The sequence below is a fragment of the Kitasatospora sp. NPDC092948 genome (genome assembly GCF_044754805.1).
Taxonomy (GTDB): domain Bacteria; phylum Actinomycetota; class Actinomycetes; order Streptomycetales; family Streptomycetaceae; genus Kitasatospora.
Window position 1 is genome coordinate 36276 of the sequence record NZ_JBIVPU010000010.1, and the last position, 17413, is coordinate 53688.

The window sequence follows — 17413 nt, forward strand, 5'->3', positions numbered from 1 at the left end:
CGAGTTCAGAGAAGGCGAGGAGTGCTCCATGCAGGTGGACGAGGAGGCCGTCGGCGCGGTGCTGAACCGACTGCGCCGAGCCCAGGGCCAACTGACCGGCGTGATCGCGATGATCGAGGCCGGCCGCGACTGCAAGGACGTGGTCACTCAACTCGCCGCAGTGTCGCGGGCCCTCGACCGGGCCGGGTTCAAGATCCTGGCGAGCGGGATGCGGCAGTGCCTCGCGTCGGGCGACGAGAACGCTCCGCCGATGACCGAGGCGGAACTCGAGAAGCTGTTCCTCACCCTGGCGTAGTCGGGCGTGTCCACCTCGCGCAGCGCAACTGCGAGTCGGTAGCGCTCCTCACCGGCACCGACACCGGCCCGGTCGCGGCCCTTCTGGAGGACCCCCGCGCACAGCCCGTCGCGGTGCTGCACCAACTCGCCGATCACGGTCGCGGGTTGGCTGCCGTTCTGTCCCGCCGCACACTCCCCCGCCTGGGCGATTCCCGCCCGTCAGGCCGTGGCGCCGCTGGTCGCCGCCGCGTCCAGCCAGTCCTCCCGCAGGACTCGGCGGACCGCCTGGAGTGGTGGCGGCTGCGGTGGAATCGCGGGGCCGCCGAAGGAAGGTTCACGTCCGAAGCCGACCTGGCGACGGCACGCACAACGAGGCCACAGGCGGCCACCTGCCGATGGACACCTGCGGCCTCGCGCTGTGGAGGTTGAGCCGACGCCGAACGTCGCCCCGCCCTGAAGACGCTCAGCCGAGCGTGAGGGCTCCGAGGACGCCCGGGCGAGCATGGGGCCCCGAAGACGCTCAGGCGAGCGTGAGGAACAGCTTCTCCAGCTCCGCCTCGCTCATCGGCGCGCCGCCCTCCTCCGCCTCGGCCATGCACTGGCGCATGCCGCTCGCGACGATCTTGAAGCCGGCCCGGTCGAGTGCCCGCGAGACCGCGGCGAGCTGGGTGACGACGTCCTTGCAGTCGCGGCCGGCCTCGATCATGGCGATGACGCCCGCCAGCTGGCCCTGGGCTCGGCGCAGCCGGTTCAGTACGGCGCCGACGGCCGTGTCGTCCACCTGCATCGGGTCTCCTCCTTGTGCTGGGCCTTGCTCCGGCGGGTGCCGGGCGGGGCCGGTAATACCCCCGCCGGTATCAACCGGGGCGGCGGGCGGGACATTCCCGCCCACCGGTCGTGGCGGGGTCGGTCGTGGTCAGGCGGCGGATTCCCATGCGCCGTAGCCGCCGAGCAGGTCGGAGATCTGCGGGTGGCCGTGGTGGCGCAGCAGGCTGGCGGCGATGGACGAGCGGTGGCCGCCGGCGCAGTGCACGACGACGGCGCGGTCCTGCGGGACCTCGGCGAGACGCTTGGGGAGCTCGGCCAGCGGGAGGTGCATCGAGCCGGGGATCAGTCCGCCCTCGCGCTCCGCTCCGCCCCGCACGTCGAGCACCAACGGCGGCTCGCTGCCCGCGAGTTCGGTGCGCAGGTCGGCGACGGTGCGGCGGGCGGCCTGGCGCATCTGCTCGGGGACCGTGCGGAACGTCGCCTCGGGGTCGGCGAGGTGGCCGGCGACGCGGTCGAAGCCGATCCGGGCGAGTCGGGTGACGGTCTCCTGCTCGCGGCCTTCGGGGGCGACCACCAGCAACTGCCACGACGGGTCGAGGACGGTGCCGGACTGTTCGGCGAAGCGTCCGTCGGCGGGGACGTTGATGGCGCCGGCCAGGTGTCCGGCGGCGAAGTCGAGCGGATCGCGGGCGTCGACCACGATCGCGCCCTCGGCGCGGCGGGCGAGGAAGGTCTCGGTGTCCAGCGGGGTGGCGAGCGCGGCGGCGTCGAACAGTTCGCGCTCGCGCCGGTTGAGGTCGGCGTCGTAGCCGAAGTAGCCGGGGGCGGCGGGCTGGCCGGCGGTGACGATGGCCACGAACTCGTCCTCGGCCATCGGCGCGCAGGCGTAGTTGGTGAGGCGCTGCTGCCCGATGGTGGACTGCAGTTCGGTGGACAGGTTCTTTCCGCAGGCGGAGCCGGCGCCGTGCGCGGGGTAGACCCGGACCTCGTCGGGCAGCGCCATCAGCTTGCGCTGGACGCTGTCGTACAGCATCCGGCCGAGCTCGTCGGCGGTGACGCCGGCGGAGGCCAGCAGGTCGGGGCGGCCGACGTCGCCGATGAACAGGGCGTCGCCGGTGAGCACGCCGTACGGGACGGTGTCGTCGGCGTTCTCGCGGACCAGGACACTGATCGACTCGGGGGTGTGGCCGGGCGTCTCCAGGATCTCCAGCTCCACGGCGCCGAGGCTGATCCGCTCGCCCTCGGCGAGCTTGCGGATCGGGTACTCCGTCTCGGCGCGGCGGCCGTAGCCGATCCAGGCGCCGGTGCGGGCGGCGAGTTCGAGGTGGCCGGAGAGGAAGTCGGCGTGGAAGTGGGTGTTGATGACGCCCTCGACCGTGAAGCCGCGCGCTTCGGCCTCGGCCAGGTACTCGTCCACGTCGCGGCGCGGGTCGACCACCACGGCGCGGCCGGTGGTCTCGTCCGCGATCAGGTACGAGGCCTGGGAGAGGCAGTCGAGGTAGTACTGGGCGAAGAACACGGGCGTCCTCATTCTCTGCGTCGGCCGGTCACGGCCGGAGGGTGGGAGGTGCGGTGCGGGCGGTGGATCCGCATGCGGGCGCAGGTGGCTGTTCCGCCGCCCCACGACCGGGCCCGCCGATACCCCTATGGGTATTATTGCAGGCAGTTCCCGACTGTAGCGGATCTCGGACGATACGGGTGGGGGTATATGCTCGACCCCAACGATATACCCCCTCCGGTATCTTTCTCCGGGGGTCGCGGCCTCTGCGGCACGCAGCCGCGGCACGCCTCCGCGACACGCCGCTGTGGCACGCCGCTGTGGCACGCCTCTACGACGCCCGCCGCTGTGGCCCGCTGCCGTGGAGTACCGCTTTGGAGTGCCGCCGGACCCCCGGCGCGCACTCCGCACGCCCACCCTCATCACCGCCCAGGAGGACCCCGTGGCCCTGTCCCACCAGCCGCCCGCTCCCGCGCAGATCGACCCCGCCGAGGCGCACCGCCTGGCCGCCGCCGGCGAGGCCGTGCTGCTGGACGTCCGCGAGCCCGCGGAGTACGTCGAGGTGCACGCCCCCGACGCGGTGCTCGTCCCGCTCGGCCGCCTCGGCACGTACGACGGCTTCGACGGCCCCCGCGAACCCGGCGACGAAGGCCCGCTGGTGCTGGCGCTGTGCCGCTCCGGCAACCGGTCGAAGGTGGCCACCGACCTGCTGAACGCCCGCGGCGTCCGGACGGTCAACGTGGTCGGCGGAATGCGCGCCTGGCTGGAGGCGGGCCTGCCGTCGCACCAGGGCACGTGTTCCCACGGCGCCGCGATATGACAGCCGTCGTTCTCGCCCTGATCGCCGGCGCGGTGGTCGGGCTGGCCCTCGGCGGGCTCGGCGGCGGCGGCAGCATGCTGGCCGTCCCCGCGCTGATCTACCTGCTCGGCCTGACGCCGGGCACCGCCACCACCGCCAGCCTGATCATCGTCGCCGTGACCTCCCTCACCGGACTGGTCGCCCACGCCAGGGCCGGCCGCGTCCGCTGGCGCAGCGGGCTGCTGTTCGGCGCCGCCGGACTCCCGTTCGCCGCCCTCGGCGGCGCCCTGTCCCGGCACCTGCCCGGCTCGGCACTGACCGCCGCGTTCGCCCTGCTCGCGGGCCTGGCCGCCTGGCGGATGCTGGCCTCCGGACGCAACCCGCGCCCCCGGCACGCCGCTTCGAAGGCCCACCCCGCTCCGAAGGCCTCCGTCCCCACCCAGGGACGGGCCCCGGAAGCCGCCCCGGCGCTCGCCCTCCAGGGCGCGACGGGGACACCGGACGCGACAGGCGCGACGGGCACAACGGGGACAACGCGCGCGACGGGCGCGACGGGCGCGGCACAGGCAGCAGCCGTCGGCGGTGTGCCGGAGCCGGCACGCGTCGCGGATCAACAGCGGGAAAACGCTTTCCCACTGCCTTCCGAGCAGGCCGCGAGCGCGTCCGGGTCCGCCGCCTCGGACCAGCCGGACGGGTCCGCCGAAACCGATCCCGCTCCCGTCCCGGCGTCCGCGAAGCGGTCCGCGCTGGCGGGTGCGGGGCTGGGGGCGGCGACCGGCGTCCTGGGTGTCGGCGGCGGGTTCCTCGCCGTTCCCGCGCTGGTGTCGTTCCTGGCGTTCCCGATGGCCGAGGCGATCGGCACCAGCCTGCTGGTGATCACGCTGAACTCGCTGTCCGCACTGCTGCCCCGGCTCGGCGGCGCCGCCGACATCCCGTGGTCGGTGGTCGGCCCGTTCGCCGCCGCAGCGATCCTCGGCGCGTGGGACGGCAAGCGGCTGGCGTCGAAGCTGTCCGGCCGCACCCTCCAGCGGATCTTCGCCGCGGCGCTGCTCGCGGTGGCCGCCCTGATGCTGGTGGACGCCGTACTCTGACCGCCGCGCCCCACAGCGCGGCAGCCATCTGCGTCGTCCATCCCGCGCAGTCCCACCTGCGCACCCGCTCCACTGCCCCACCCGGCGGCAACACCGTACGCCGGACCACTCCTGTCGAAAGGCCCCACTCCCTATGACCACGCCCCTGACCGTCGACCAGCTCCAGCCCCGGCTTCAGCAGCTGACCGTCATCGACGTGCGATCGCCCGGCGAGTTCGCCGGCGGCCACATCCCCGGCGCGCACAACGTGCCGCTGGACCAGCTCGCGCAGGCGCTGCCCGCCCTGCGTGCCGCCGCCGAGCGCGGCGAGCTGGCGATCACCTGCGCCTCGGGCGCGCGGGCGCTCAACGCGTGCGAGCAGCTGTCCGCCGCCGGAATCTCGGCGCTGCTGGTCTCCGGCGGCACCGCCGCCTGGTCGTCCGGCGGCCACCCGCTGAACCGGGTGCCGGGCGAGAAGGCCCGCTGGGCGATGGACCGCCAGGTCCGGATGGTGGCGGGCTCGCTGGTGCTGGCCGGCGTGGTGATCGACCTGGCAGTGCCGGGCGTGCGCTGGGTGTCGGCCGCGGTCGGCGCCGGCCTCCTGTTCTCGGCGGCCACCAACACCTGCGCGATGGGCGCGATGCTGGGCAAGCTGCCCTACAACCGTCCGCGCAACTCCGGTGCCGCGTTCCAGACGACGCTCGCCGCCCTGCACAACGGCAAGTGACCCCGGCCGCCCCGGCACCCGGCGCCCCGTCCTGACGCCGGTCCACCCGGCGGTGGGTGAACTCGGCCCTCGGTGCCGCCCGTTGCCGTCACTGGCAGCGGCACCGAGGGCCTACGTAGGTCTCTCATCGGCCTGCGGGGTCACACGCCGTTGGCGCGGGAATGGCCCATTTTCAGAGGTTCCGGTGTACGCCGCCTCCCCCTCTGGTCGAAACCACTGTCGACGCGATGCGGCCCCGTAGATCGATGAACCACCTGCATGGGCAGGCTGCCACCCGTGACCGCGGAGGCTTCGCAAAAGGTGCTGCCATGCGGCGAGGACGAGCGTCAACAACGACATCGAGAACATGGCGGGCGGCCACCCCGGCTTCCGCGCCATTCACGGTCGGCGACCTGGTCGGCGGGCTGCGGGATCACCGCCCGGATCCCGCGCCGTCGCAGGACGGCGCGGATCGTCCGCGATGAACAGGCCTTGTCGGCCAGGACCGCCTCCGGTCTCGTGCGGGGCCGGGCGACCGGCCGGGGAACCCGGATCCGCGCCATGACCCGCCCGAACGCCGGCGCGTCGCCGGCCCGGCCCGGCGTGATCACGAAGGCGAGCGGCCCTCAGCGCCGCCCGTCGGCGGCCAAGTCGACCTCGTCGTCGCCCCACCGCGGAAGCGTCCGAGGGCACGATCGGCGGGCTCGCCGCCAGCCGCCCCTTTTGACGGGCGCCGGCGGCGTGCCGATGCGCGCGAACGATCGTCGAGTCGACCGCCACGACCCGGTCCGGCTCGCCGTCCGCGTCCGTCTGCGCCGGCAGGGCGGTGGACACCTTCTCCCTCGTGCCGCCGGGCGCCCACATCCGCAACCGGTTGTGGGCGCCCTTCCACGGCCCGAACCGCTCCGGCAGATCCGCCCACGGCGTCCCCGTGCGGTACTTGAACGCGATCGCGTCGATCACCTCCCGGCGATCCCGCCACCGCCCGCGCCGACGAGGCGTCCGGTCCGGCAACAACGGCTCCAGCCGCGCCCACTGCGAATCAGTCAACGGCACCCCAGATCCAATGGTCTGATGATCTGATAGGCGGCAAACTCGGGGCAGGACACTCGCCAACTGGGCCCCACCCACACGCCTTTTGTCAGTGCTCCGGCCTAGCCTTCGGCCATGCCACTGCCCCTCGAAAGCGTTCTCCGCAATGCGCTCGTACAGAACCTGGAGCTGATCGAGCCAGGGCTCCGGCCGGTGCAGTTCGAGGAGTACCCGCTGCCCAACACACACGGCACCAGGGGCAGCATCGACATCCTGGCCCGTGACCGTCATCAGATGTGGGTGGTCATCGAGCTGAAGCGGTCCCGGTCCAGCGCGCGGCAAGCCCTGCACGAGGTCAACAAGTACACCGAGCTTCTCTGCCGGGAGAAGAACATCGCGCCGGACCGCATCCGTGCGGTGATCGTTGCCATGCCGGATGACTGGGAAGAACTCCTGATCGCCGCCAGCCATGCCGCACGCGACTGGAGTCATGATCTTCGCGGCTACCAACTACTCCTGGACAGCGACGGCACACCCATCGGAGCCGAACGGGTGAAGCTTCTGCCTCGGGCCTTCGAACCCCGTATCACCCCCATCCACAACCTGTTCTTCTTCGCCACGGAGGAACAGCGTGAGCAGGGCTGGCGAATCATCTGCAAGGTCGCGGACGAGTTGGGGGCACTCGACCTGCTGGCGGCGGATCTGGACCGGGTAGCGGAGAAGCACTGCGTTCCTGCGCCGTTCGGCCTGTACCTGGCGGTCGGCCGGGTGAACGAGGAGCTCGCTGCAGCGGATCTTCTGGGTGGTTACGACGGGCCTGAGCCGTTCGCTGACGAGCACCAGGCGGAGTACCTGGCGCTCTGCGAGATCTGCAACCGTCTTGCGCGCAGCGAGCTACGCGGAATGAACATGGAGTCCGCACGGCCGGGGCTGTTGAAGAACCTTCAGGAGGACCCCAACTGGGCGGTCCGAGGCTTCCGCGGCACCGGCGCCTACGACGTCACAGCCGCGTTCGAGCAGCAGGACCTGTTCCGGTTTCTGTCCGGGGATGAACGAGGCGACAGCCAGATCCTGTACACAGGCACCGCCAGCCCGCAGGTAGCCAGCCGTTGGAAGGCATTCAGACAGGAGGCTCGGCAGAGCCTCGCCGGCAACCACGAGTGGGAGTCACTCTTGGACGGCTGGCTCGACGAGGTGGGTCCGAAGGTTGGCGAGGGAGACGTCGGACTACACGTCTACAACCCCTGTGACCTCCTGCAGGCCATCATCCATGGGTGGCCGGACGGCCTGGAGAATCTTCTGCCCATGGTCATGGCCGAGGCCGTACCCCGCCACGGGCTACGGCGCTCGGTGCGTGGCGCCCTGTGCTGGAACGGCCGAGGCATGTCGTTGCCCGATGCGGTACGGCTGGTGTACCGCGATCCGCTGTTCCTGATGGCCAACATGTACGCGGGGACCGTGTGGGAACGTGACCGAGAGCTCTTGGATCTCCTCGGCCTGCACTACGTGCTCCTGGAGAAGATCGGACCTTCTGGGGCCGAGCCGACAATGGCCGACGAGCACCGCATCTGGATACATCGAGAGCAGAGTCCTCGCGTCTACTCCTCCCGCACGGACCCTCGCGAGTACGCACAGGCATACGCGAGCATCGCGGCTGACGGCGAGATCGTCTCGATCGGGCAGTACCTCCACAGGCATTTCCACGAGGTGGAGCTGGTGGCCCGGGAGTACCGTGCCTTCACCCATGGCGTATAGGCCCGCTCCTTCGGATCGTCTCGCTGACCAGATGTAGATGGCGGCGAGGTGAAGTGCGGCGAGGTGACTGGTGGCGGTCTCGTCGAAGCGGGTGGCGAGGCCGCGCCACTGCTTGAGCTTGCCGATGCAGCGCTCGACCGTGTTGCGCCGCCTGCAGGTGTCACGGTCGAACGCCGGCGGACGGCCTCCGCGGCAAGGTGCGGCTAGTGTCCGGCGGCCGGGGTGCAGAGCCCGGCGGGTGCCGTGGGTGGTGCGGGTGCCGCGGGTGTGGCGGGTGCTGCGGTGTCGTGATGTCCGGCCAGCCAGAAGCCGATCAGCAGGCCGGCGATGCCAAGTGCCTTGTGGCGGTTGCGTTTCCACCATGAGGGTGTGCCGGCGGCCATGAAGCGTAGTTGGGTGAATTCCGGGTGTTCGCGCGGCGGTGCGTCTTTGAACAGGCCCATCGCGGATGATCCTCCTCTCGCGTCGGGGGAGTTCATGACCATACGCGGGGACCGCACCCGCCGCAGTTCATTAATCCCGTTTCCGGGCCCCTCACGCGCCCCTCACGCCCCCTTCCGCCCGCTGCGCCCGACCCGGACGCACCCCGGCCGGGGCCGGCATCACCAGTGCGCGGGCCGGGCCAGTGCGGAGCCGATGCGGGTGGTGGAGTCGCCCTTGGCCGCGTTGAGTTGGGACTGCGTCAGGAACAGCGCGCCGGTCAGGTCCGCTCCGCGCAGGTCGGCGTCGCGCAGGTCCGCACCGATCAGGTCGGCGCTGCGCAGGTCCGCCCCGGACAGGTCGGCGGCGATCAGGTAGGCGCCGCGCAGGTTCGCGCCGCGCAGGTCGGCGCCCTTCAGGCGGGCCCCGATCAGGTCCGCACCGCGATGGTTGCGCTTCTTGCCGGGCAGCGCGTTGCGCGCCAACTCGCTGGCGCGCAGCAGGAGTTCGCTGGTCTCGGCACGGATCGCGGGGACGTCGGCGGCGATCAGGGCGGCGGCGTCCCGGCGGGTCAGCTCGTCGATGGCGTCGCTCGCGCGGCGCAGTTCGGCGTGCACCGGCCGGGCCTGCGGAAGTTCCAGCGCGTCGGTCAAGTACTGGAGCAGTTCGTGAAGTTGACGCATCACCGGGAACGCCTCGAACATCTTCCGCGCGGTGTCCGGGTCTTCGCGCCAGCTGCGTCCACCGAAGGTGTGCTGGGAGATCTTCTGGCCGGCGCCGAGGCAGTCGAAGACGGTGCAGCCCTGGTAGCCGCGGTCGCGCAGCTTGACGTGGATTCCGCAGCGGTAGTCGGCGTCGAGGTTGCGGCAGGGAGTGCCGGCGTTCTTGTTGGCCGCGAAGTCGGCGGACTTGGCGAAGGGCAGGGCGACACAGCACAGCCCGAAGCAGGCGGAGCAGTCGGCGAGCAGGTCGAGGCGACGGCCGGTCGGGGCAGGATGCTGCTGGTCGGTCACGGTGCGGGGTCTCCTGCGGGGCGGGGGCGGCGGACTCGGATCGGTTCCGTCCGGACACCATTGTCCCCGGTCACCGAGGTGCACCCGCCCGAGGGCTCGTTCTCCGGCCCGCCCGGGCCCGCTCCCGGCCGTCCGGGGGCCGCTCTCCGGTCGGCGGGGCGCAGCGGAGGCCTGTGCGGCGCACTCGGGTCATCCCTGGTGCGGTGTCCGCGCGTCGCCGTCGCCCGGGCGGCCGGGGGCGGCACAGTGGTGGCTGCCGCGTCCGGGCCGGGCGTGGCGGCGGCCGGCAGGGCAGCGGGAGGAGCAGCGTGGGCATCACCGGCGACTGGTACAGCGAACTGGGTTCGCACATGCGGCTGGTGGCGGGTCCGGACGGATCGCTGACCGGGTCGTACGTGTCCGCGACGGGCCGGGCGAGCGGCGCGTATCCGCTGGTGGGACGCCTGGTGGCACCGGCGCAGGCCGGGCACGGCACAGCGGTGGGCTGGACGGTGGCGTGGCACAACGACCTCGGCGACGCGGGCTCGGTGACCTCCTGGAGCGGCCAGTACCAGCAGAACGGGGCGGAGTGGATCTCGGCCGCCTGGCTGTTGACGCGGTCCGCGGAGGCCCCGGACGACTGGGAGTCGACAGTGGTCGGGCACGACCTCTTCACCCGGCAGGAGCCCGATCCGGCGCGCCTGGAGGAGGTACGGCGGCTGGCCCGTCCGCTGCCGCATCCGAAGCCCTGAGCGGGGTGCGCTGCGAGTTGCCTGCCGAAGCGTGGACGGAACCGGTCGGCCGATGTTCGCCGACGCGGTGGGCTCGGGCCGTGACCGGCGCCGAGGTGGAGTACCACGCGGGAGCGGCTATGATGATCTTCGCCCATGGTGCTGACAAGCTTTGGGAATTGGTCCGGCAGCCGTGCGGTTCGGCACCTGCCCAGGCGGGTCCGCGAGAGCGGGCGGCTGTCGGGCCCGCAAGTCCGTTCGATCCATGTTTCGCGCGCCTCTCCGCACACCTCGCGGGCCGTTTGCGCGCCTCGCCGTGGCGGTGGCGGTGGCGGGTGACGGTCGGCAGCCGGCGGCCGGTGGCGTCGCCCGGGTGTGCGGAAATGGCGGCAGACGTTCGTCTGCGCGAAAGATCCCCTTGTCCGGGCGCACGCCCGGCTTGGCCACAACGTTGGCATGCGAGTCGCCATCGTCACCGAGTCCTTCCCACCCGAGGTCAACGGGGTGGCCCACAGCGTGCTTCGGGCCGCCGAGCACCTCGTCCGGCGGGGTCACCAGCCACTGGTGATCACGCCCGCGCCGGCCCGGGGCGCGCACTGTCCGCCGCAGTCCTTCGGTCCGGAACGGGAACCGCTGCCGGTGGTGCGCATCCCGTCCGTTCCGCTGCCCCGCTACCCGCAGGTCCGCATCGCGCTGCCCAGCCGCCGGCTGGCCGCCGCGCTGACCGCCCACCAGCCGGACGTGGTGCACCTGGCCAGTCCGTTCGTCCTCGGTGCGCGCGCGGCCAGGATCACCGAGCGCCTCGACCTGCCGACGGTGGCCGTCTACCAGACCGACCTGGCCGGGTACGCGCAGGCGTACCGGATGGGCCGCGGACTGGGGTCGGCGCTCGCCTGGGCGCGGATCCGCTCCGTGCACCGCTCCGCCGCGCGCAACCTCGCCCCCTCCACCCCCGCCGCCCAGGACCTGACCGCGCACGGCGTGCGCAACGTCCGGATCTGGGCGCGCGGCGTCGACTCGGCACGCTTCCACCCCGACCACCGGGACGAGGCGCTGCGCCGTTCACTGGCCCCCGGCGGTGAAGTGCTGGTCGGCTACGTCGGCCGGCTCGCCCCGGAGAAGCGGGTCGACCTGCTCGCCGAGACCTCCCGGCTGCCCGGGGTGCGGGTGGTGGTGATCGGCGACGGGCCGAGCGCCCCCGCCTTGAAGGCCGCCATGCCCGGCGCCGTGTTCCTCGGCCGCCGCACCGGTGCCGAACTCGCCCGCTGCTTCGCCTCGTTGGACGTGTTCGTGCACACCGGCCCGTTGGAGACCTTCTGTCAGACCATCCAGGAGGCGATGGCCAGCGGCGTCCCGGTGGTCGCGCCGGCCGTCGGCGGCCCGCTCGACCTGGTCGGCCACCACCGCACCGGTCTGCTGGTCGCCCCGCGTGACGCCGGAGCCGTCGCCCGTGCCGTCGCCGACCTCGCCGCCGCCCCCGCCCTCCGCGCCCGCTACGGCGCGGCCGGCCGCGCAGACGTCACCGACCGCACCTGGGAGGCCGTCGGCGACCAACTCGTCCAGCACTACCAGGACGTCCTCGCCGAATACCGTGCCCGCCTCGCCACCGCGCCCCCACGCACCAACGGGAAAACGCTTTCCCGCTCCTCTGCCGCTTCCCCCGCGCCTGATCCGGTACCTGCCCCGGGGTCCGGACCGGGAGCTGGCCCGGGGTCCGAACCGGCGGAGGAGCAGACCGTTCTGCCGCCGATACCGACGCCCCGTCAGCCCTCGCCTGCACCGGCCCTGCCGACCCCGACCACCCTGCCAGCCCAGACCTCCCTGCCCGCTCCGTCTGCCCTGTCCGCCCCGGCCGCTGCGCCCGCTGCGGCCACCGTGCCCGCCGCGGCCGGTGAGCTCGTCGAGGAGCAGCCGGCGTGAGTGGAGAACTGAGGATCGTCCGGGTGGCGAACTTCGTCACCCCGGTGTCGGGCGGCCTGCGCACCGCGCTCCGACACCTCGGTGCCGGCTACCTGGCGGCAGGTCACCTGCCGGTGCTGGTCGTCCCCGGGGAGCGCCGCCACGACGAATGGACGGAGCAGGGCCGGGTGATCACTCTGCCCGGCCCCCGGGTACCGGGCAGCGGCGGCTACCGGGTGCTCCGGGACCGACGTCAAGTGGCCTCCGTCCTTGAGCAGTTGGCCCCGGACCGGCTGGAGGTCTCGGACCGCACCACGCTGCGCTGGACGGGTGCCTGGGCGAAGGCTCACGGGGTACGGTCGATGATGGTCTCGCACGAGAGCGCCACGGGCGTCCTCGGCACCTGGGGCGTGCCCGGACGCACAGCCCGCGGCCTCGCCGACCGGCTCAACTCCCGTACGGCGAAGGCCTACGACACGGTACTGTGCACGACCGCATGGGCCGCCGAGGAGTTCGAGCGGATCGGCGCGGACAATCTCGCCCAGGCCCCGCTGGGCGTCGACCTCACCACCATGCATCCGGATCGCCACGACCCCGAACTGCGGGCGCGACTGGCCGATCCGGGCCAAGTACTGCTGGTGATGTGCTCGCGGCTGTCGGGCGAGAAGCGCCCGGAGCGGGCCCTCGAAGCGCTGGCGGAGCTGCGTCGTCGCCATCGCGTCCCGGCAGTGCTGGCCGTCGCCGGAACGGGCCCGCTGCGCCACCGGCTGGAGCGGCAGGCCGCCGAGTGGCGGCTGCCCGTGACCTTCCTCGGCCATCTCTCCGAACGTTCCGACGTCGCAGCCCTGTTGGCGACGGCGGACGCGGTGATCGCCCCCGGGCCGGTGGAGACCTTCGGCCTGGCCGCGCTCGAGACCCTGGCCTGCGGCACCCCGGTCGCGGTCAGCCGCTCCTCCGCACTGCCGCAGGTGGTCGGCCGGGCAGGCCTCGCCGCCGCCGACACCGGCCCCGGATTCGCCGACGTCGTAAGCGAGTTGCTGAACCGCCCCGAACCCGAACGCCGCAACGCCGCCCGCAGCCGCGCCGAGCAGTTCAGCTGGGACGCCGCCACCACCGCCTTCCTCACCGCCCACGACGCCCTGCACCCCGCCACCACCGGCCCCACCACCGCACGCCTCACCACGTAGCGAACGGCCTCCAACTCCCCCGGCCCCACCGGGCCCGCCGCCTACGTCTCGCGCCTCGCACGCTTCGCACGCTTCGCACGCCAACGGCCCGGTCCCCCGACTCCACACCCGTCACCCGTCACCCGTTGCCCCTTGCCCGCTGCCCGCTGCCCGCTGCCCGCTGCCCCGGACAAGTGGGCCCGATTCCCCGTCACACACCACTACGGGCGAACGCCAACTCCCCACCGGGTCCGCCGCCCACGCCTCGCACCACAGCGAACTGCCCCACTCCGCCCTCCCCAACGGGCCCGTCGCCCGCCGCCCGCCGCCACCAATGACGGAATCAACTCCCCACTCCCCCACCGCAATTCAATCCCCACCCAACCCCACTTGGAGGGACGTGATGACGGTACGGTTCGCTGCTCTCGGCGACTCCCTCACCGAGGGTGTCGGCGACCCCGTCCCCGGCGGCCGACGCGGCTGGGCGGCGCTGCTCGCACCCAGCCTCTCGCCGGGCCCCGTGAACTTCCGCAACCTTGCCAACAGCGGCGCACTCAGCCGGGACCTGCTGGTCTCCCAACTGCCCGCCGCGCTGGCCCTGCGGCCGCAATACGCGGCGGTGGTGGTCGGCGGCAACGACACCCTGCGCGCCTCTTTCGACCTCGATCTGACGGCTCGCCATCTATCTGCTGTTCTACGCTCGTTGACGGCAGTCGGCACCGTTCCGCTCACCGCATGCCTGCCCGATCCGGGTCGGCTGTTGCGGCTGCCGACACCACTCGCCCGCCCGCTGGCGCGCCGGATGCGCGGCGTCAACGCGGTGGTCCATGCGTTGTCCGAGCACCACCACGCGGTGCACCTGCATCTCGCGGACCTGCCGTGGACGGCCCGGCGCGCCCTGTTGAGCGTGGACCGGCTCCATCCCAGCGCCGCCGGGCACCAGTTGATCGCATGCGGCTTCCATTCCCTGCTCGTCGAGGCCGGCCACCCGGTGGGCCCGCCGCCTGCCGAACTGGCCACCGTCGCACCGGCTCCCGGCGCGGACCTGTGGTGGATGGCCACCCAGGGCACCCGCTGGGTCGCGGCGCGCTCCACGGACCTGCTCCCGGGCCTCCTCGCCCTCGCCGCGATCGAGGCCCGCCACCAGCTGCGCGGATCGGCCCGCCGCCTCGACCTGGCGGAGGCCGAGGCGACCGCCGCCATCGTCGCCCGCCTCACCGTCCCCACCCCCGAACCGTCCATCGGCGACCTGCCGGCTCCGTCCACGGCAGACACCTCGCCCACCGCGTAAAGCGGTTGGCGACACAGCAGCTCGGTACGGCAGCTCCCGCTCGGTGTCGCAGCAGCCACCGCGCACCCGCTTCCCGCCGATTCCGGCACCGGGCACGAACGGCGCCGCCCCTCTCGCGCGCGGCCCGCACATCGGTGGCGGCGCAGGTGCCCGCAGCGCCCGACGCCGCCCCCGCGGCACTCGCGCTCCCCGCAGAGCGGGCCCGACGCAGTCGCTCCCGGCAAGGCCCTGACCCCCGACTCGGCCAGGGGGACAACCCCACCAGCCACAGGGCCGGTGGCCCGACCGCGGATCCACCTGCTGCCACCATCGCGCAGTGGATCACGGGCGAAGCAGGCTGAACCCATACGCGTTCCCCGAACGGAAGGAACTGTCCGTGTTCAACCTGAAGCCGTCCCGCCGCAGTGCGACCCGGCTGGCCACTGCCGGAACCCTCGCCGCCGTCGCCTGCACCACCGTCCTGGCCGGAAGCGCCGGGGCCATCGTCAACGGTGGTGCCGCCAGCCAGAGTTACCCCTTCATGGCGGTGATCCCGATGGCGGCCCCGGACTACGGCCTGTTCGACGGCAGCTGCGGCGGATCGCTGATCGACCGCCAGTGGGTTCTGACGGCGGCGCACTGCGTGACGGGCGAGGGCATCGAACTGGACGGCACGGTCCGCGTCGGCAGCGACCACCGGAAGTCGGGCGGGACCGTCCGGAAGATCGACCGAACGTTCGTCCACCCCGGCTACCTGAACGGCGGCGGGACGGGCCCCAACAAGGACGACATCGCGCTGATCCGCCTCGACCGACCGGTCAGCCAGCAGCCCATCAGGATCGCGAACGAGGCGGGCCGGCCCGGCACTTCGACCCGCCTGCTGGGCTTCGGCACCACTGTGGACGGCGAGTTCGCCTTCTCGGAGCAGCTCCGGGAGCTGAACACCCGGATCGGCGCCGTCGACGAGTGCGCCCCTGGCTACGCGACCTCGAACAGGCTCTGCACGATCAGTCAGAAGGCCAACGCCATGGCCTGCAACGGCGATTCCGGCGGCCCGCAGCTCCAGAAGGCCCGCAACGGACGCTGGGAACTGGTCGGCGTCACCTCGGGCCCCGGCGCCCCGGGCGTTCCGTGTTCGGGAGGGCCGGGCCTCTACGCCAGCGCGCCCGCGTACGCCAAGTGGATCAAGCAGACCATGAGGGAGGCGACCGGCCACGGAGCTGCGGCTGCGAGCGGCGACGTGAACGACGAAGCCCAGTAGGCACGTTCGAGATCCGGGTGGACGACGAGCTGGGGTCCGAGGACGAGGCGTTCGTGGCCGCACACCACCCGGGGGCGGCGCTGCTGCTGCATTACGTGAACCCGCTCAAGGGACTGCGAAGAGCTGCGCGAGGAGGACTTCGCCGTGCCGCCCGCGTTCGCCACGGCCTTGACGGGCCCGTCAGCCCGTCGCCGGACGGATTCCGAGTGGACGCCGAGACCCCTTGAACGGCCGACCGAGCCGCGCCCGGGGTCCGCGCCGCCGTCAGGAGGACTTCGGCAGCCGGATCACGGCCGAACCTCGGGTGAGGTCGATTCGGCTGCCGTGGGGCGGGGCTCCGTCCTCGTCCTCGTCGCGGAGCATCAGCGCCGACTGCCGCTCCTTCAGCTCGTTCTGCTTGCCCGCCGAGAACTGGGCGTGCAGCTGTTCGAACCCGGTCGCCGATATCTGCCCCTGCCGGCCGCCGGGCCGCCAGGGCAGCAGGCCTGCCCGCCCGGCCCGTAGCAGCACCTGGTCGACCACCGCGAGTGCGGTGAGTATCAGCACCAGGCCCGGCAGCGTCATGAAGACGATGAACCCCATGCGGACCAGTATCGCCACCCGGCCGCCGCTCGAACAGGCCACCCCGCACGCATACGGCCGCGCCGTACCGCCCGACACGCGGAGTCCCGTCGTAGCATCGCCGTCGAAGCAGTCGAAGCAGTCGAAGCACCATACGCGCCCCGACCGGGAGGCAGTGAGCATGGACGTCGGTTTCATCGGTCTGGGCGCAATGGGGCGGGCGATGGCTCGTCGGCTGCTGGAGGCGGGGCACTCGGTACGGGTGTGGAACCGGTCGGCAGAGCCGGTGGCGGAGCTGGTCGCGGACGGGGCGTCGGCGGCGGGGACGCTCGCGGAGGCGTTCGGCGCGGAGGTGGCGATCTCCATGCTGGCGGACGATCAGGTGGTCGAACGGCTGCTGCTGGACGAGGAGTTGCTGTCCGTGGCACGGGTCGCGTTGCACGTCAACATGGCCACCGTCTCGCCGGGGTTGGCGCGCCGCGCCGCCGCGTTGCACGCGCAGCACGGTCTCGGGTACATCGCGGCTCCGGTGCTGGGCCGGTCGGATGCGGCGGCGGCCGGGAACCTGAACATCCTGGCGGCCGGTCCTGCGGCCGAACTCGACTGGGTGGCACCGCTGTTCGACGCCATGGGCAGGCGCACCTGGAATCTCGGCGAGGATCCGGCGGCAGCGAACGTCGCGAAGATCAGCGCCAACTTCCTCCTCGTGTCGGCGATCGAGGCGTTCTCCGAGGCCGCCGCGCTCGCCGAGTCGAACGGGCTCGCGCCGTCCGCACTGCTCGACGTCCTCACCAACTCCCTGTTCCCGGGCCCTGTTTACGCGGGCTACGGCGCGATGATCACCGAGCAGGCGTTCGAACCGGCCGGGTTCCGCCTTGCGCTCGGCCTGAAGGACGTGAACCTCGCCCTGGACACTGCCGCCGGCGCCAACGTCCCGCTGCCCCTCGCCTCGTTGCTGCGCGACTCCCTGCTCCAGGCCATCGCCCACGGCCACGGCGACCGGGACCTCGGCGCAATCTCCACCACCTCCCGCACCCGCGCGGCACTCTGACGCCACACAGAGCCCGCACGCACCAGCCCCGCACAACCCACCCCCACACCAGCACCAGCACCGCGCCGCACCGCACCCGCACCCGCACCCCGCGCCAGCGCCCCGCGCCGCAGACGGAGCGCTGCACGGCCACACCCCCGAACCCCCTTTTCGTCGTA

General features: G+C 72.6%; 15 protein-coding genes and 3 pseudogenes. 12 read left to right on the plus strand and 6 right to left on the minus strand.

The window, feature by feature from the left end:
- Positions 1–28: 28 nt before the first annotated feature.
- Positions 29–295: a metal-sensitive transcriptional regulator gene (locus ACIQF6_RS25725; RefSeq protein ID WP_400898952.1), complete on the plus strand. Its 267-nt coding sequence runs from the start codon at positions 29–31 to the stop codon at positions 293–295.
- Between the two features lie 501 nt (positions 296–796).
- Here ACIQF6_RS25725 and ACIQF6_RS25730 read toward each other — a convergent pair.
- Positions 797–1063, minus strand: a complete 267-nt coding sequence (locus ACIQF6_RS25730) for a metal-sensitive transcriptional regulator (protein WP_400898954.1) — start codon at positions 1061–1063, stop codon at positions 797–799.
- A gap of 129 nt (positions 1064–1192) precedes the next feature.
- On the minus strand, positions 1193–2563 hold the full coding sequence (locus ACIQF6_RS25735; RefSeq protein WP_400898956.1) for a rhodanese-like domain-containing protein: 1371 nt from the start codon (positions 2561–2563) through the stop codon (positions 1193–1195).
- A gap of 421 nt (positions 2564–2984) precedes the next feature.
- Between ACIQF6_RS25735 and ACIQF6_RS25740 the strand changes: the two genes are divergently transcribed.
- The 4 genes and pseudogenes from ACIQF6_RS25740 to ACIQF6_RS25755 all read left to right on the plus strand — a co-directional run bounded on the left by ACIQF6_RS25740 (position 2985) and on the right by ACIQF6_RS25755 (position 5138).
- Positions 2985–3362, plus strand: a complete 378-nt coding sequence (locus ACIQF6_RS25740) for a rhodanese-like domain-containing protein (RefSeq protein WP_400898958.1) — start codon at positions 2985–2987, stop codon at positions 3360–3362.
- A pseudogene (locus tag ACIQF6_RS25745) lies at positions 3359–3805 on the plus strand (TSUP family transporter); the annotation flags it as partial. The gene ACIQF6_RS25740 and the pseudogene ACIQF6_RS25745, both read left to right, overlap by 4 nt.
- A gap of 258 nt (positions 3806–4063) precedes the next feature.
- A pseudogene (locus ACIQF6_RS25750) lies at positions 4064–4432 on the plus strand (TSUP family transporter); the annotation flags it as partial.
- Positions 4433–4565: 133 nt separating this feature from the next.
- A complete protein-coding gene (locus ACIQF6_RS25755) occupies positions 4566–5138 on the plus strand; it encodes a rhodanese-like domain-containing protein (protein WP_400898960.1) in 573 nt (190 codons plus the stop codon).
- A 378-nt stretch (positions 5139–5516) separates the two neighbouring features.
- Here ACIQF6_RS25755 and ACIQF6_RS25760 read toward each other — a convergent pair whose 3' ends face one another.
- Positions 5517–6398, minus strand: a complete 882-nt coding sequence (locus ACIQF6_RS25760; protein ID WP_400898962.1) for an IS5 family transposase — start codon at positions 6396–6398, stop codon at positions 5517–5519.
- Here ACIQF6_RS25760 and ACIQF6_RS25765 point away from each other — a divergent pair.
- Entirely contained in the window at positions 6285–7904 is a 1620-nt protein-coding gene (locus ACIQF6_RS25765; RefSeq protein ID WP_400898964.1) for an endonuclease NucS domain-containing protein, read from the plus strand. The genes ACIQF6_RS25760 and ACIQF6_RS25765 overlap by 114 nt on opposite strands.
- A gap of 203 nt (positions 7905–8107) precedes the next feature.
- On the opposite strand, the gene ACIQF6_RS25770 is transcribed toward ACIQF6_RS25765, so the two are convergent.
- Entirely contained in the window at positions 8108–8347 is a 240-nt protein-coding gene (locus ACIQF6_RS25770) for a hypothetical protein (RefSeq protein WP_400898966.1), read from the minus strand.
- A gap of 159 nt (positions 8348–8506) precedes the next feature.
- Positions 8507–9337 (minus strand): pentapeptide repeat-containing protein, encoded by an 831-nt coding sequence (locus ACIQF6_RS25775; RefSeq protein WP_400898968.1) that lies wholly within the window; start codon positions 9335–9337, stop codon positions 8507–8509.
- A gap of 308 nt (positions 9338–9645) precedes the next feature.
- On the opposite strand from ACIQF6_RS25775, the gene ACIQF6_RS25780 reads away from it, so the two are divergent.
- The 5 genes and pseudogenes from ACIQF6_RS25780 to ACIQF6_RS25800 all read left to right on the plus strand — a co-directional run bounded on the left by ACIQF6_RS25780 (position 9646) and on the right by ACIQF6_RS25800 (position 15643).
- Positions 9646–10068 carry an avidin/streptavidin family protein gene (locus tag ACIQF6_RS25780; RefSeq protein WP_400898970.1) on the plus strand — a complete coding sequence of 141 codons (423 nt, stop codon included), beginning with the start codon at positions 9646–9648 and terminating at the stop codon, positions 10066–10068.
- A gap of 435 nt (positions 10069–10503) precedes the next feature.
- Positions 10504–11652 (plus strand): annotated as a pseudogene (locus ACIQF6_RS25785) (glycosyltransferase family 4 protein); the annotation flags it as partial.
- Positions 11653–11963: 311 nt separating this feature from the next.
- On the plus strand, positions 11964–13133 hold the full coding sequence (locus ACIQF6_RS25790; RefSeq protein ID WP_400898972.1) for a glycosyltransferase: 1170 nt from the start codon (positions 11964–11966) through the stop codon (positions 13131–13133).
- A 382-nt stretch (positions 13134–13515) separates the two neighbouring features.
- On the plus strand, positions 13516–14403 hold the full coding sequence (locus ACIQF6_RS25795; protein ID WP_400898974.1) for an SGNH/GDSL hydrolase family protein: 888 nt from the start codon (positions 13516–13518) through the stop codon (positions 14401–14403).
- Positions 14404–14779: 376 nt separating this feature from the next.
- Positions 14780–15643, plus strand: coding sequence for a S1 family peptidase (locus ACIQF6_RS25800; RefSeq protein ID WP_400898976.1), 864 nt, complete (start codon positions 14780–14782; stop codon positions 15641–15643).
- Between the two features lie 264 nt (positions 15644–15907).
- Here the strand turns inward: ACIQF6_RS25800 and ACIQF6_RS25805 are convergent, their stop codons facing one another.
- Positions 15908–16225, minus strand: coding sequence for a DUF6191 domain-containing protein (locus tag ACIQF6_RS25805; protein WP_400898978.1), 318 nt, complete (start codon positions 16223–16225; stop codon positions 15908–15910).
- On the opposite strand from ACIQF6_RS25805, the gene ACIQF6_RS25810 reads away from it, so the two are divergent.
- A complete protein-coding gene (locus tag ACIQF6_RS25810) occupies positions 16224–17255 on the plus strand; it encodes an NAD(P)-dependent oxidoreductase (protein ID WP_400898980.1) in 1032 nt (343 codons plus the stop codon). The genes ACIQF6_RS25805 and ACIQF6_RS25810 overlap by 2 nt on opposite strands.
- Positions 17256–17413 lie beyond the last annotated feature (158 nt).